This window comes from Ruegeria sp. BHSC276 (assembly GCF_059612945.1).
Genome location: NZ_JBXWRP010000001.1, coordinates 202,155 through 216,032, shown reverse-complemented (window position 1 = coordinate 216,032; position 13,878 = coordinate 202,155). Strand labels below are relative to the sequence as shown.

General features: G+C 62.4%; 14 protein-coding genes. 12 read left to right on the top strand and 2 right to left on the bottom strand.

Annotation, left to right across the window (positions count from 1 at the left end):
• Window positions 1-29: 29 nt before the first annotated feature.
• A complete protein-coding gene (locus AC2FMD_RS01070; protein WP_496794557.1) occupies window positions 30-1,235 on the bottom strand; it encodes a multidrug effflux MFS transporter in 1,206 nt (401 codons plus the stop codon).
• A 172-nt stretch (window positions 1,236-1,407) separates the two neighbouring features.
• Here AC2FMD_RS01070 and AC2FMD_RS01065 point away from each other — a divergent pair, with 172 nt between their 5' ends.
• From AC2FMD_RS01065 to AC2FMD_RS01045, 5 genes are all read left to right on the top strand, one after another.
• Window positions 1,408-2,940 (top strand): acyl-CoA carboxylase subunit beta, encoded by a 1,533-nt coding sequence (locus AC2FMD_RS01065; protein ID WP_496794556.1) that lies wholly within the window; start codon window positions 1,408-1,410, stop codon window positions 2,938-2,940.
• Between the two features lie 65 nt (window positions 2,941-3,005).
• Window positions 3,006-3,491 (top strand): DUF6497 family protein, encoded by a 486-nt coding sequence (locus AC2FMD_RS01060; protein ID WP_496712422.1) that lies wholly within the window; start codon window positions 3,006-3,008, stop codon window positions 3,489-3,491.
• Between the two features lie 130 nt (window positions 3,492-3,621).
• Window positions 3,622-3,975 carry a hypothetical protein gene (locus tag AC2FMD_RS01055; RefSeq protein WP_496685896.1) on the top strand — a complete coding sequence of 118 codons (354 nt, stop codon included), beginning with the start codon at window positions 3,622-3,624 and terminating at the stop codon, window positions 3,973-3,975.
• 464 nt (window positions 3,976-4,439) lie between these two features.
• A complete protein-coding gene (locus AC2FMD_RS01050) occupies window positions 4,440-4,643 on the top strand; it encodes a hypothetical protein (protein ID WP_149774774.1) in 204 nt (67 codons plus the stop codon).
• A 117-nt stretch (window positions 4,644-4,760) separates the two neighbouring features.
• Window positions 4,761-6,806, top strand: a complete 2,046-nt coding sequence (locus tag AC2FMD_RS01045) for an ATP-binding protein (protein ID WP_496712421.1) — start codon at window positions 4,761-4,763, stop codon at window positions 6,804-6,806.
• 115 nt (window positions 6,807-6,921) lie between these two features.
• On the opposite strand, the gene AC2FMD_RS01040 is transcribed toward AC2FMD_RS01045, so the two are convergent.
• Entirely contained in the window at window positions 6,922-7,368 is a 447-nt protein-coding gene (locus AC2FMD_RS01040; RefSeq protein ID WP_496685900.1) for a DUF4174 domain-containing protein, read from the bottom strand.
• Window positions 7,369-7,527: 159 nt separating this feature from the next.
• Here AC2FMD_RS01040 and AC2FMD_RS01035 point away from each other — a divergent pair, with 159 nt between their 5' ends.
• The 7 genes from AC2FMD_RS01035 (at window position 7,528) to AC2FMD_RS01005 (ending at window position 13,876) form a co-directional block, all read left to right on the top strand.
• The gene (locus AC2FMD_RS01035) at window positions 7,528-8,343 is read left to right on the top strand and encodes a hypothetical protein (RefSeq protein ID WP_496712420.1); all 816 of its coding nucleotides are present in this window, start codon (window positions 7,528-7,530) and stop codon (window positions 8,341-8,343) included.
• Entirely contained in the window at window positions 8,340-10,466 is a 2,127-nt protein-coding gene (gene scpA, locus AC2FMD_RS01030) for a methylmalonyl-CoA mutase (RefSeq protein WP_496794555.1), read from the top strand. Before AC2FMD_RS01035 ends, scpA begins: the two co-directional genes overlap by 4 nt.
• 157 nt (window positions 10,467-10,623) lie before the next feature.
• Complete coding sequence (locus AC2FMD_RS01025; RefSeq protein ID WP_496741026.1) at window positions 10,624-11,226, top strand: VOC family protein; 603 nt, start codon at window positions 10,624-10,626, stop codon at window positions 11,224-11,226.
• Window positions 11,223-11,711: a GNAT family N-acetyltransferase gene (locus AC2FMD_RS01020; protein ID WP_496741024.1), complete on the top strand. Its 489-nt coding sequence runs from the start codon at window positions 11,223-11,225 to the stop codon at window positions 11,709-11,711. The genes AC2FMD_RS01025 and AC2FMD_RS01020 overlap by 4 nt, the downstream gene beginning before the upstream one ends.
• Before the next feature lie 45 nt (window positions 11,712-11,756).
• Window positions 11,757-12,437 carry a TerB family tellurite resistance protein gene (locus AC2FMD_RS01015; RefSeq protein WP_496685910.1) on the top strand — a complete coding sequence of 227 codons (681 nt, stop codon included), beginning with the start codon at window positions 11,757-11,759 and terminating at the stop codon, window positions 12,435-12,437.
• A 3-nt stretch (window positions 12,438-12,440) separates the two neighbouring features.
• Window positions 12,441-13,454 (top strand): endonuclease/exonuclease/phosphatase family protein, encoded by a 1,014-nt coding sequence (locus AC2FMD_RS01010; protein ID WP_496741022.1) that lies wholly within the window; start codon window positions 12,441-12,443, stop codon window positions 13,452-13,454.
• 38 nt (window positions 13,455-13,492) lie between these two features.
• Complete coding sequence (locus AC2FMD_RS01005; protein ID WP_496678755.1) at window positions 13,493-13,876, top strand: hypothetical protein; 384 nt, start codon at window positions 13,493-13,495, stop codon at window positions 13,874-13,876.
• Window positions 13,877-13,878 lie beyond the last annotated feature (2 nt).

The window sequence follows — 13,878 nt, the reverse complement described above, 5'->3', positions numbered from 1 at the left end:
AACTTTGCAAAGCGAGTCTCGCAAGTCTCTCACAAGCCGATTTGCCTTTCGCGCCAGATGACCGAACTGATGGCGATGATGGCGAGGACCGAGGTGGCGAGCATCAGCCAAAGCAGAGGCATCGCGCCGGTTTCATACGTCAGCAGGGCTCCAGCCAGCGCGCTGAGTGCCGCCCCGCCGCCCAGCATGATCGCTCCGCTCAACCCCGAGGCGGTGGCCGCCAGGTGTGGGCGCACCGACAGGGCGCCGGCGGTTGCGTTCGGGATGGACATGCCATTGCCGAGGCCTACAAAGGTCATGAAGCCGAAGAAGCTGAGCGCCGAGCCTTTGTCCAAAAGGAACAGGCCCGCCGAAAGGGCGACCCCGATGGCATTCAGCCAGCACCCCCAGCGCACCATCCGGTTGACACCAAAGCGGACCGAGAAGCGCCCACTGATGAAGTTGCCGAAGAAATAGCCCACCGCCGGTGCGCCGAAATAGATGCCGACCTGGGCTGCCGTCAGGCCGAACAGTTCCGAGCCGATGAAGGGTGCGCCCCCCAGATAGGCAAAGAACGCCCCCGAGGAGAATGCCGAGGACAGCGAGTACCCCCAAAAGCGGGGCGACATCAGCAGTTCGGGATACTCTCGGAACTGCTGGAGCAGGGTTTTACCGCTTTTGGCCGAAGTTTCCCCGAAATCCAGATAGGTCAGCCCGAGCGCCAGCGCCGCTAGCCCGAACGGCAACCAGAAATTGGCTTTCCAGCCAAAACTCTCTTCGAGAATGCCGCCGATGGCCGGCCCGATCATGGGGACCACGGCCATGCCCATGGTGACATAACCGATCATCGAGGCGGCCTGATCCTGATCGTACATGTCCCGTACTGCAGCCCGGCTGAGCACGATGCCGACCACGATGACCGCTTGTGCCATGCGAAAGGTCAGGAAGGTCTCGACATTCGGGGCATAAATGCACCCCAGCGTCGCCAGCAGAAACAGCGCGAGCCCCCACAGCAGCACAGGCCGCCGACCGGCCTTGTCCGCGATCGGTCCGATCACGATCTGCAGCACCGCATTGACCAGCAGGTACAGCGCGATCGACAACTGCATGATCTTGTAGTCCGCCCGGAAATACTCTGCCATGAAGGGCAGGCTGGGCAGGAAAAGGTTCATGCTGAGCGCACTGAGGCCGGACAGCAGGACCAGTGTCGCAAGTGTCGGAGGGGAACGATCAGCGGTGGTGAATCTGAACTGCATGGTTCACTCTTAGATCGAAGGTAGCGCAAAGGCCATGCCGCGCTGGTGAGGTTAGCCAATTTGCAATTTAGTTGCCACGCATTGCCAATGGTTTGCAAATTTGCCGAAAAGGGCTTTGGGTGACGCAGAGCTGTCTATATTGTCCCTGCAAAATTCACAGGGGACGATCGAGATGAAGGATATCCTGGCCGAGCTGGAAAACCGCCGCGAGAACGCGCGCCTGGGAGGGGGGCAGAAGCGGATCGACGCGCAGCATGCCCGCGGCAAGCTGACGGCACGCGAACGGATCGAGCTGCTGCTGGACGAAGGCAGCTTTGAGGAGTTCGACATGTTCGTGACCCACCGCTGCACCGATTTCGGTATGGAAAAACAAAAACCTGCCGGAGATGGCGTCGTCACCGGCTGGGGTACGATCAATGGCCGCATGGTCTATGTGTTCAGCCAGGACTTTACCGTGTTCGGCGGTTCTCTGTCGGAAACACATGCGCAGAAGATCTGTAAGATCATGGATATGGCGATGCAGAACGGCGCGCCGGTGATCGGCATCAACGACTCGGGTGGGGCGCGAATCCAGGAAGGTGTCGCCTCGCTGGCGGGCTATGCCGAGGTGTTCCAGCGCAATATCATGGCCTCTGGCGTAGTGCCGCAGATCTCGGTGATCATGGGACCCTGTGCCGGTGGCGCGGTCTACAGCCCGGCGATGACCGACTTCATCTTCATGGTCAAGGACACCTCGTACATGTTCGTGACCGGCCCCGACGTGGTGAAAACTGTCACCAACGAGGTCGTCACTGCCGAGGAATTGGGCGGTGCGTCGACGCACACCAAGAAGTCCAGCGTGGCCGACGGCGCTTTCGAGAACGATGTCGAGGCGCTGGCCGAGGTGCGCCGTCTGGTGGACTTCCTGCCGCTGAACAACCGCGACAAGCCCCCGGTTCGCCCCTTCTTCGACGAGCCGGACCGCGTCGAGATGTCGTTGGACACCTTGGTGCCGGAAAATCCCAACACGCCCTATGACATGAAGGAACTGATCGTCAAAGTGGCGGACGAGGGCGATTTCTACGAAATCCAGGAGGATTTCGCCAAGAACATCATCACCGGGTTCATTCGGCTTGAGGGGCAGACCGTGGGCGTGGTGGCCAACCAGCCGATGGTGTTGGCCGGCTGTCTGGACATCGACAGCAGCCGCAAGGCCGCGCGATTCGTGCGCTTCTGCGACTGTTTCGAGATCCCGATCCTGACCTTCGTCGACGTTCCGGGCTTTTTGCCCGGCACCAGCCAGGAATATGGCGGGGTCATCAAGCATGGCGCCAAGCTGCTGTTTGCTTATGGCGAGGCGACCGTTCCCAAAGTGACCGTCATCACCCGCAAGGCCTATGGAGGTGCCTACGACGTGATGGCGTCGAAACACCTGCGTGGCGACTTCAACTATGCGTGGCCCACCGCCGAGATCGCGGTGATGGGGGCCAAGGGCGCCACCGAAATCATTCACCGCGCCGATCTGGGCGACCTAGAAAAGATCGCGCAGCACACCAAGGATTACGAGGATCGCTTTGCCAATCCTTTCGTGGCGGCCGAGCGTGGCTTCATTGACGAGGTGATCATGCCGCATTCGACCCGCCGCCGGGTGTCACGGGCCTTTGCCAGCCTGCGCAACAAGCAGCTGAAAAACCCGTGGAAAAAACACGACAACATTCCGTTGTAGGTTGCGGGGCGCAAGCCCCTTGTCCGCCAGACATTCAGGATTGACCGACACCGCAAAACCATATCATGATCCGCCCGACCCGAAACAGAACCGCGCAGGCAGGCTGCCTTGCGCACGCGACCTCGGAAGGAGGAGCCCGCCCACAGCGGGTCCGAGGTCGCGCTCTGTTCGTTCTGCTTTGGGGGTTGGCTGGCCCCATTCAGGCGCAGCCGGGCAACCCGCTGCCCGTACCTTCGGGGCAACCGGTTGAGTTGAGCGAGGTCCTGCTGGACAACAACCCAGGCGAGCTGTGGCTTCGGTTCCGGTTCATCGCACCCAAGATCGGGGGCGAGGTGGGGCGCATCGGCTATGACGTGGCCGCCAAGGACATGCTGCACCTGTGCCAGACGCTGGTTGTTCCCTATGTCGCGCATCACGATTTGCACCCTGCGCGGGTGGTGATTTCGTTGTCCGACAGGCCGATTCAGTTCGGGGATGTCGCCCCGGACGCAACCCAGTTTTTCGAAGCCTACCGGTTGGAACGATCCACCTGTATCTGGGAGGAGCTTTGACCATGACTCGCCCGATTCATCTGCGTCGAGCCCAACTTTGCACTCTTGCGGCTTTGGAGTTGCCCATGACCCATTCTTCCCGATGCGGACGCCCGTACCGGATTCGCTTTACCGCGGCCCAGGTGCCGCCATGTTGAAACACCGCGGTTTTCCCGGCCGGTTGCCCGGCACCGATTTCCAGTTCACGATTCGGCGCGCAAACCCCAAGGGGGTTACGCCCCTAACGCGGCGCGAGCGGTTCCGTGATCGCAAACCGGCCGATCGTCGCGCCGACGCGGCTTTCATGGAGGCCCTGTGGGAGCATTTCGGGGATCAGCCGTTCGAGCGCGGCAATCTGGATGCCGGTCGCCTGAGCTGGCTGTTCGGCCGCGAAGTCGTTCCGGCCGAAGATCCGTTTGATCCTGCCAGTTATGACGCGTTGTTGAAAATAGATGTCGATGTTGCGCGGCAGTCATTTCCCGACATCTTCGACGGAGCGTCCTAGCTAGTGGATCGGGGTGCCACATATCTGACCCAGGACCATACGCGCGGGTTGGCCTTGGACTGTCTGCCCGGGGCCGATGCGCGCGCCGTGATCCTGCAGCGCGGACGCAGTCCCTTCGGCGCAAAATCGCGCCCCTGCGCAGCGGATGGGCAGGTTTCAGCCGGAAATGAAATTGGAAACAATGATCGCTTGGTGATCAGAATTGTCCAATGCACAATTACGGGGCCGTGCGGCTCGACTTTGCCTGCGTCGCACAAGCACCTACTATTCCGTACCCCTTCCTTCCGCGGGCAGGCCGATCCTTCCCAGTTCGACCTGTCCGCGGTCTTCTCCTCGTCACCGGCGCGCCCTTCGCGGCAAAATCCTGCGCAGGATCCCTGCGGGGCAAGTCTGATATTGAATAGCAGGCCCGGTTTCGGGCAACTGAACGGCAGTTCGTCAAGAAACCAAAAGGGGCAGATCGAATGCGAGCTTCACGAGTCATTCTTGCGTTGGCGGCATGCGCCGGCATCACCGCCTGCGGTGAAACAATCGGAGAACAGGCGATCCTGGGTGGCGGAGTCGGGGCCATCGGCGCCGCCGTCGTCAGCGCGGACCCGATCGTCGGGGCCGCGGTCGGCGCGGCGGGTAATGTGCTGTACTGCAAAACCCAGAACAACTGTTACTGAAACCTTCATTGCGGGGCGCGCGCCGTCCCGTCCACCATTTGACGGCACGCCGTTGCGGGGCATCAGCCCGGCAACGGCGTTTTCGTTTGTCCAGAACACAAAGACAGAGGACGTTCCATGTTCAACAAGATCCTGATCGCCAACCGAGGCGAGATTGCCTGCCGGGTCATCAAGACCGCTCGGAAAATGGGAATCGGCACTGTCGCCATCTACTCGGATGCCGACAAGCACGCGTTGCATGTGGAAATGGCCGACGAGGCGGTTCACATCGGCCCCCCGCCGGCGAACCAGTCCTATATCGTGATCGACAAGGTGATGGACGCAATCCGCCAGACCGGCGCGCAGGCGGTTCACCCCGGCTATGGCTTCCTGTCCGAAAACGCGAAATTCGCCGAGGCGCTCGAGGCCGAAGGCGTCGTGTTCGTGGGCCCTCCGAAAGGGGCGATCGAGGCGATGGGTGACAAGATCACCTCGAAGAAGATCGCGCAGGAGGCCGATGTCAGCACCGTTCCCGGATACATGGGCCTGATCGAGGATGCGGACGAGGCGGTGAAGATCAGCCAGCAGATCGGCTATCCGGTGATGATCAAGGCCAGCGCCGGCGGCGGCGGCAAGGGCATGCGCATCGCCTGGAACGACGACGAGGCGCGCGAAGGCTTCCAGTCGTCCAAGAACGAGGCCGCAAGCTCGTTTGGCGATGACCGGATCTTCATCGAGAAATTCGTGACGCAACCGCGCCACATCGAAATTCAAGTTCTCTGCGACACGCACGGCAACGGCATTTATCTGGGCGAGCGTGAATGCTCGATCCAGCGTCGCAACCAAAAAGTGGTGGAAGAGGCCCCGTCGCCCTTCCTGGACGAGGCGACCCGCCGTGCGATGGGCGAACAGGCCGTGGCGCTGGCCAAGGCCGTGGGCTATGCCAGCGCGGGCACGGTAGAGTTCATCGTGGATGGCGACAAGAATTTCTACTTCCTGGAAATGAACACCCGCCTGCAGGTCGAGCACCCGGTGACCGAGCTGATCACCGGTGTCGATCTGGTCGAACAGATGATCCGCGTCGCCGCGGGCGAGCCGCTGTCGATCACCCAGGACGACGTCAAGCTGACCGGCTGGGCGATCGAGAACCGGCTGTATGCCGAGGATCCCTATCGCAACTTCCTGCCCTCGATCGGGCGGCTGACCCGCTATCGTCCGCCGCAGGAGGTGGCCGCGGGCCCGCTGCTGGAAAATGGAAAATGGCAGGGCGATGCGCCCAGTGGCGAGACAGCCGTGCGCAACGATACCGGCGTCTTTGAGGGCGGCGAGATCAGCATGTATTATGACCCGATGATCGCCAAGCTGTGCACCTGGGCGCCGACCCGCGAGCAGGCGATCGAGGCGATGCGCGTGGCACTGGACAGTTTCGAGGTTGAAGGCATCGGCCACAACCTGCCGTTCCTGTCGGCGGTGATGGATCACCCCAAATTCGTCAGTGGTGACATGACCACCGCTTTCATCGCCGAGGAATACCCCGATGGGTTCAACGGTGTCGAACTGCCCGAAGGCGACCTGCGCCGAATCGCGGCCTCGTGCGCGGCGATGCACCGGGTGGCCGAGATCCGCCGCACTCGCGTTTCGGGTCGGATGGACAACCACGAACGCAAGGTCGGCAAGCGCTGGGTGGTCACGCTGCAGGGGCAGGAATATGCCGTGCAGGTGAATGCAGACCGCGACGGTGCTACGGTCAAGTTCGAGGACGGCGCCGCCCTGCGCGTCAGCTCGGACTGGACACCCGGTGACCAGCTGGCGGTTCTGGACGTGGACGGCAGCCCACTTGTGCTGAAGGTCGGCAAGATCTCGGGCGGGTTCCGCATCCGCAACCGTGGAGCCGACATGAAGGTGCATGTGCGCCGGCCGCGCGCTGCTGAACTGGCCAAGCTGATGCCCGAGAAACTGCCGCCGGACACCTCGAAAATGCTGCTGTGCCCGATGCCGGGCCTGATCGTGAAGATCGATGTCGAGGTCGGGCAAGAGGTGCAGGAAGGTCAGGCGCTGTGCACGGTCGAGGCGATGAAGATGGAGAACATCCTGCGCGCCGAGCGCAAGGGGGTGGTGTCCAAGATCAATGCCGGTCCGGGCGACAGCCTGGCCGTCGATGACGTGATCATGGAGTTCGAATAACGTCCATGTGCGCTTGCCCGGGAAATGTGGGTTTTGCCCGTTTTGTCGCCATCTGCACCGTCAGTGCGGATGGTGCGGGCGTGGCAGACCCCCTCTGCCGGGCGGGTCTGAGTCGTCAGCGCCCCTCGCGCCGCTCGCGGACTTCGCGCTCGCGCAGGGGGGTCTTGTCGATGGACCGGCTGATCTCGCGCACGCTCCACGGCGTGGGTTTGCGCAGTTTCACCACCCCGTCCTTGTCGACGAAGACCATCGCGAACCCGCGCGGGCGCAGTTGCGTCCGGATTGGGGATCGCGCTGAAGGGTCGGTGTCGGTCAGAACGACGACGTCACGTTCGCGCATCATGTCTTCGCCGTCCTTCAACATCTCGATCTGCTGTTGGAACCGCGGATCGGCCGGGGTGTCTGCAAACACCACGATGGGCCGGTGGGTCCAGAGAAACTCGCTCAGCTCACTGTCGCCGGCGGGGCGGATGAAGGCGTCTTCTTCCGCGGCCGCGCCGTCCGCCGCCCAGGCGGCGAGGGGCAAAAGTGCTGAAAAAACCAAGGTAATCAAGCGTGTCATTGCGTCTCCCGTCATCCTGAATATAGCCTTTGTCCCGGCGAATGCGACCGACGAAATGACTTTGGGCATCAAAAAAGCATGCGCAGCAGCGCAACGATTGCGTGATCGCGGCAGGCACCAATCCAACCGGATGGAGTTTCCTGGTGGCGGGGTGTTGGCATGGAAGTGATTCTGCACTGCGGTGCGCATCGGTGCGCCACGACGAGTTTTCAAGGTTTCATGGCCGCACATGCCCAGGGACTGGAGAACCAGGGGCTAGTGTACTGGGGGCCTGAACGCACGCAGTCCAATGGTCTCAACAGTCTCGACAAACTGACGCCCGACATCTGCGCGGGTTTGCACCAGGAGTTGGATGCATGCAGACGCCAGGGCGCTCGGCAGGTTCTGATCAGCCAGGAGAACTTTGTCGGTTCCATGGTTCGGAACTTCGCCTACGCCTCGCTGTATCCAAATGTACTGGAGCGGGGGCAGCTTCTGGCCCAGGCCTTTGGCGGACGGGTTTCGAAGATTGCGCTGAACATCAGGTCGCTGGACATGTACTGGGCGTCGGCTGCGGATTATTTGCTGACCCGCAAGAACACATCGATAGAACCCGAGCGCTGGCAACGCATCGCAAACGGCAAACGGAGTTGGCGCAATGTCATCGCGGATTTGAGCCGTGCGTTCCCGGGCATTCCTTTTCTGGTTTTGCCCTTCGAGGAGTTCTGCGGGCAACAGCACGCACAGCTTGAGGTTCTGACCGGTCTGTCCGTGCCGGACACGGGCCGGCGCTTTGCGCTCAACGGCACATCCCGGCCGGCCGGGCATGGGCTGAACGCCCAGCAGGCCATGAAGCTGTGCATCGACTATGCCGACGATCTCGCCTGGCTGGCCTCGGGCGCCGACGGCCTTGCCGAATTGATAACCCACACGGGAACACATGATCGCGGGACCGCGCCCGCGCAAACAGGATTGGAACAGAGGATATCGACATGACCGATATGAAGGACTGGCGCGCGCTGGCCGAAAAGGAACTGCGGGGGCGCCCCGTCGAGGACCTGACCAAGACAACGCTGGAAGGGATCGCTGTCAAGCCGCTGTACACGCAGGACGACACCGCCGACCTGCCGCACATGCATTCTTTGCCGGGGTTCGCGCCTTTCACCCGAGGGGTGCGGGCCACGATGTATGCAGGCCGCCCGTGGACCATCCGCCAGTATGCCGGCTTCTCGACGGCCGAAGAATCGAATGCCTTCTACCGCCGCAACCTCGCGGCCGGTCAGCAGGGCGTGTCGGTGGCCTTCGACTTGGCCACGCACCGCGGCTATGACAGCGACCACCCGCGCGTGGTGGGTGACGTGGGCAAGGCCGGTGTCGCCATCGACAGCGTCGAGGACATGAAGATCCTGTTCGATGGTATCCCGCTGGATCAGGTCTCGGTCTCGATGACGATGAACGGCGCGGTGATCCCGATCCTGGCCAATTTCATCGTCACCGGAGAAGAGCAGGGCCATGACAAATCGGTCCTGGCGGGCACCATTCAGAACGACATTCTGAAGGAGTTCATGGTCCGCAACACCTATATCTATCCGCCCGAGCCCTCGATGCGGATCATCTCGGACATTATCGACTACACCTCGAACGAGATGCCTAAGTTCAACTCGATCTCGATCTCGGGTTACCACATGCAAGAGGCCGGGGCGAACCTGGTGCAGGAGCTGGCCTATACCCTGGCCGACGGGCGCGAATATGTCCGCGCGGCCATCGACGCGGGCATGGACGTGGACAAGTTCGCAGGCCGCCTGTCGTTCTTCTTTGCCATCGGCATGGATTTCTTCATGGAAATCGCCAAGCTGCGCGCTGCGCGCACCCTGTGGCACCGAGTCATGACCGAGTTCGGGGCCAAGAACGAACGCTCGAAGATGCTGCGCACCCACTGCCAGACCTCGGGCGTGTCGCTGCAGGAGCAGGACCCCTACAACAACGTGATCCGCACGGCCTATGAGGCGCTGAGCGCGGTTCTGGGCGGCACCCAGTCGCTGCACACCAACGCGCTGGACGAGGCGATTGCGCTGCCCACCGATTTCTCGGCCCGGATCGCCCGCAACACCCAGCTGATCCTGCAGGAAGAGACGGGCATCACCAACGTGGTCGATCCGCTGGCGGGCTCCTACTACGTCGAAAGCCTGACCAACGAGTTGATAGAAAAGGCCTGGGCCCTGATGGAAGAGGTCGAGGAGATGGGCGGCATGACCAAGGCCGTGGCCAGCGGCATGCCCAAGCTGCGGATCGAGGAAAGCGCCGCGCGCCGCCAGGCGATGATCGACCGCGGCGAAGAGGTGATCGTCGGCGTCAATAAGTATCGCAAGGAAAAGGAAGACCCGATCGAGATCCTCGAGGTCGACAACCAGGCCGTCCGTGAGGCGCAGATCGCCCGGCTGGAACGCATCCGCGCGACCCGGGACGAGGCCGCCTGTCAGGCCGCGTTGGACGAACTGACCCGGCGCGCGAAAGAGGAGGGCAACCTGCTGGACGCTGCCGTCGAGGCCGCGCGTGCCCGCGCAACCGTAGGAGAGATCAGCATGGCAATGGAAAAGGAATTCGGCCGTCATCGGGCCGAAGTGAAAACGCTGGCTGGTGTCTATGGCGCAGCTTACGAAGGTGACGAGGGCTTTGCCGCCATCCAGAAATCGATCGAGGAATTTGCCGAGGAAGAGGGCCGCCGCCCGCGTCTTCTGGTGGTCAAGATGGGCCAGGACGGTCACGACCGCGGGGCCAAGGTGATCGCCACCGCGTTCGCCGATATCGGTTTCGACGTGGACGTCGGTCCGCTGTTCCAGACCCCGGCCGAGGCCGCGCAGGACGCGATCGACAACGACGTGCATGTGGTTGGCATCTCGAGCCAGGCGGCAGGTCACAAGACACTGGCGCCGCAATTGGTGGAAGAACTGAAGAAGGCTGGCGCCGAGGATATCATCGTTATCTGCGGTGGTGTCATCCCCCAGCAGGATTATCAGTTTCTGTATGATCATGGGGTCAAGGCGATCTTCGGTCCGGGGACCAACATTCCCGAGGCGGCGCAGGACATCTTGCGCCTGATCCGCGAGGCCCGCGGCTGATCCCAGGTGCAAGGGGGGCTGTCTGCCCCCTCTGCACGATGCCTGCGGCTTCGTACATTCACCCCCGAGGATATTTAGGGCCAGATGAAGTGTGTGGGCCTGGTGTTTCGTGATATCAGGTGGCATGAGGTAGGGGCTGGGAGGTGGAGGCTCGGTCATGGAACTGGATCATCTTGCGGTGGCCGCTGCGACGCTGGAGGAGGCCGTGGCCCATGTGGAGCAAGCGCTGGGCGTGCAGATGGCGCCGGGCGGCAAGCACGCGGCGTTCGGCACGCACAACTATCTGCTTGGGTTGGACGAAGGCCTTTATCTTGAGGCGATTGCGATTGACCCGCAGGCCCCCGATCCCGGGCGGCCGCGTTGGTTTGATCTGGATCGGTTCGCAGGGCCGCCCAAGCTTAGCAACTGGATCTGTCGGGTTTCCGATTTGCAGGCCGATCTGGATGCGTTTCCGGTTGATGTGGGGCAGGTCCATGACCTTGCACGGGGCGCCTTGCGGTGGAAGATGGCCGTTCCAGAGTCGGGCCGGTTGCCATTTGACAATCTGTTCCCGGCGCTGATCCATTGGCAGGGCGATCTGCACCCGGCGGGGATGCTGCAAGCCAGTGGATGCCATCTTCGACGATTGGTCGTTTTTCATCCGGACGCGCTGACGATGGCGCGATTGCTAGGTCAGCTTGATCGGGTTGTGTTCGACACCGGGCCGGTCGCGTTGCGGGCCGAGTTCGATACACCCCACGGTGTGCGTGTGCTGGAATGATCGTCCGACCGGCTCGGACCCGGGATGCGGTGGCGATCGCGGCAATCACCAATCAGGTGGTTCGGGACACCCTGGCGACCTTTACGACCGATGAGCGCAGCCCGGCCAGTATTGCCGAGGACATCGCCGCGCGAGGGCCGGCGTTCCAGGTTGCCGAATGGCGGAACCAGGTGGTCGGGTTTGCCACCTATGGCCGGTTTCGCACCGGTCCCGGCTATGACGCCACGCGTGAACACACGATCATGTTGGACCCGCAGGCGCAGGGGCAGGGGGGCGGTCGAAGATTGATGGAGGCTCTGGAACGGGTCGCGCGGGCGGATGGGGTTCATGTTCTGGTTGCGGGGATCTCGGCCGAGAATCCCGCGGCGGTTTCCTTTCATTCGGCTTTGGGGTTCACGCAGGTCGGACGCATGCCCGAGGTGGGGTTCAAATGGGGCCGATGGCTGGATCTTGTGCTGATGCAGAAAATTCTTCGTCCGAAATGATTGGTCGCACCTGACAGTCCGGTTTGGGCGCGTTAGGGTGCGCCCATGTCGATCTGGTCCCGCATATCCGAAGCGCTGAGCGCGCTGGCCAAGGGCGAAAGCCTGGCAACGGTTTTCGAAAAGCTGCGCACTCCTCCCGAAAAGTCCGTGGCCTTCGCCATCGCCGTGATCGCGCTGGGGGCGAAGATGGCCAAGGCCGACGGTCAGGTGACGCGCGACGAGGTGACGGCCTTCCGCGAGGTATTCCGCATTCCGCCCGAGGAGGAAGCCGGCGCCGCCCGCGTCTTCAACCTGGCCCGTCAGGACGTGGCCGGCTACCAGGAATATGCCAGCAAGATAGCTCGGATGTTCTCCGAGGACAGCACGACCTTGTGCGACCTGATGGAAGGGTTGTTCCACATAGCCATGGCCGACGGGTTTTATCACCCCAACGAAAACCGGTTTCTTGAGGATGTGGCCCAGATCTTCGGCCAGTCCGAGGCGCAGTTCAAGGCGCTGCGGGCCAGGTTCGTGCCCGATGCGCCCAAGGATCCCTATACGGTTCTGGGCGTCACCCCGGATATGCCGTTGCCGGAAATCCGCAAGGTCTGGCGCAAGCTGGTGAGGGACACCCATCCCGACGCCATGATGGCGCGCGGTGTGCCGGAAGAAGCGATCCGTCTGGCCGAGAAGAAGATGATCGACATCAACCGCGCCTGGGACGAAATCAACGGCGCGCGGGCCTGAGCGATGCGGCTGGCGACCTATAATATCGAATGGTTCGCCAACCTGTTCGATCGCCACGACAAGCTGGTCGTCGATGATAGCTGGTCGGGGCGGCGCAACGTCACCAAGGCACAGCAGGTCGAGGCCATCGCGACGGTTCTGACCGCGATCGACGCGGACGCCATCCTGATCGTAGAAGCGCCCAATACCGGCAGCAGCCAAAACACCGTGCGCGCCCTGCAGGAATTTGCCGAGGTGTTTGGCCTGCGCACCTCGCAGGCGGTGATGGGTTTCCCGAATGACACCCATCAGGAGCTTGCCCTGATGTACGACCCAGACAGGCTCAGCGCCCGTCACGACCCGATCGGAGACCGCGAGACGGACGGGTTCGCCGGCGACGCGCCCCGGTTTGACGGTGAATTTCGCATCGACCTGGACATCGACGCGACTGAAGACATCGTCCGGTTTTCGAAACCACCGGTGGAACTGGCCGTCAAAACGGCGGACGGGCTCGAGTTTCGGATGATCGGCGCGCATCTGAAATCCAAGGCGCCGCATGGGGCGGACACGCCCGAGCAGGCGATGCGGATTTCGATTGCCAATCGACGCAAGCAGTTGGCCCAGGCGGTGTGGCTGTCGCATCGGGTCAAGGCGCATCTGGCTGCGCACGAACCGGTGGTTCTGCTGGGCGATCTGAATGATGGGCCGGGGCTGGACGAGTTCGAAAACCTATTCGGGCGATCCTCGGTCGAGATTCTGTTGCAAGCCGGCCTGTTTGACCCCCACGCGGCCCAAGCCTGCCGGCCCCGACCGGGGTGGATCCCGTCGACCGCCCGCTTTCCGCGGCCTGAAGAGGGCCAATATCTCGAGGCGCTGCTGGACTACATCATGGTCAGCCCCGATCTGAAGGCACGTCGCCCGGTCTGGCGCATCTGGCATCCGTTGCGGGACGAGCATTGCTGGAGCGTTCCCGAATTGCGCGAAGCATTGGTCACCGCGTCCGATCATTTTCCGGTCACTATGGATATCGACCTCTAGCCCTTTCAACCTGATCGTCCGCCCCTTATCTTGGACGCATGAAGCATCTTGTTCTGACCGTTTCGCTCGCTTTGGCTGCCCTGCCTGCCGCCGCGCAGGAGCCGCAAGGCAAATCCCTGATGGAGCAGGGGGCCGAATTGTTCTTTGAGGGGTTGCGCCGGGAACTGGAGCCGGCGCTGGAGGATCTGCGCGATCTGGCTGACCAGTTCGGCCCGGCGATGCAGTCCTTCCTGCAGGAGATGGGCCCGGCGCTGGCCGAACTGGCGGCGCAGGTTCAGGATTGGAGCGCCTATGAGGCGCCCGAGATGCTTCCCAATGGCGACATAATCATCCGCAAGAAGCCCGAGCCGCCTTTGCCGGAAAGCCCCGCACCCGAGGCTGAAGAAGACCGACCCGAGGGCGAAGACGTCACGGATATCTGACC

Coding starts and splice junctions, on each gene's coding strand:
- AC2FMD_RS01070 (WP_496794557.1), bottom strand. CDS start 1,235: ATGCAGTTCAGATTCACCACCGCTGATCGTTCCCCTCCGACACTTGCG.
- AC2FMD_RS01065 (WP_496794556.1), top strand. CDS start 1,408: ATGAAGGATATCCTGGCCGAGCTGGAAAACCGCCGCGAGAACGCGCGC.
- AC2FMD_RS01060 (WP_496712422.1), top strand. CDS start 3,006: ATGATCCGCCCGACCCGAAACAGAACCGCGCAGGCAGGCTGCCTTGCG.
- AC2FMD_RS01055 (WP_496685896.1), top strand. CDS start 3,622: ATGTTGAAACACCGCGGTTTTCCCGGCCGGTTGCCCGGCACCGATTTC.
- AC2FMD_RS01050 (WP_149774774.1), top strand. CDS start 4,440: ATGCGAGCTTCACGAGTCATTCTTGCGTTGGCGGCATGCGCCGGCATC.
- AC2FMD_RS01045 (WP_496712421.1), top strand. CDS start 4,761: ATGTTCAACAAGATCCTGATCGCCAACCGAGGCGAGATTGCCTGCCGG.
- AC2FMD_RS01040 (WP_496685900.1), bottom strand. CDS start 7,368: ATGACACGCTTGATTACCTTGGTTTTTTCAGCACTTTTGCCCCTCGCC.
- AC2FMD_RS01035 (WP_496712420.1), top strand. CDS start 7,528: ATGGAAGTGATTCTGCACTGCGGTGCGCATCGGTGCGCCACGACGAGT.
- scpA (WP_496794555.1), top strand. CDS start 8,340: ATGACCGATATGAAGGACTGGCGCGCGCTGGCCGAAAAGGAACTGCGG.
- AC2FMD_RS01025 (WP_496741026.1), top strand. CDS start 10,624: ATGGAACTGGATCATCTTGCGGTGGCCGCTGCGACGCTGGAGGAGGCC.
- AC2FMD_RS01020 (WP_496741024.1), top strand. CDS start 11,223: ATGATCGTCCGACCGGCTCGGACCCGGGATGCGGTGGCGATCGCGGCA.
- AC2FMD_RS01015 (WP_496685910.1), top strand. CDS start 11,757: ATGTCGATCTGGTCCCGCATATCCGAAGCGCTGAGCGCGCTGGCCAAG.
- AC2FMD_RS01010 (WP_496741022.1), top strand. CDS start 12,441: ATGCGGCTGGCGACCTATAATATCGAATGGTTCGCCAACCTGTTCGAT.
- AC2FMD_RS01005 (WP_496678755.1), top strand. CDS start 13,493: ATGAAGCATCTTGTTCTGACCGTTTCGCTCGCTTTGGCTGCCCTGCCT.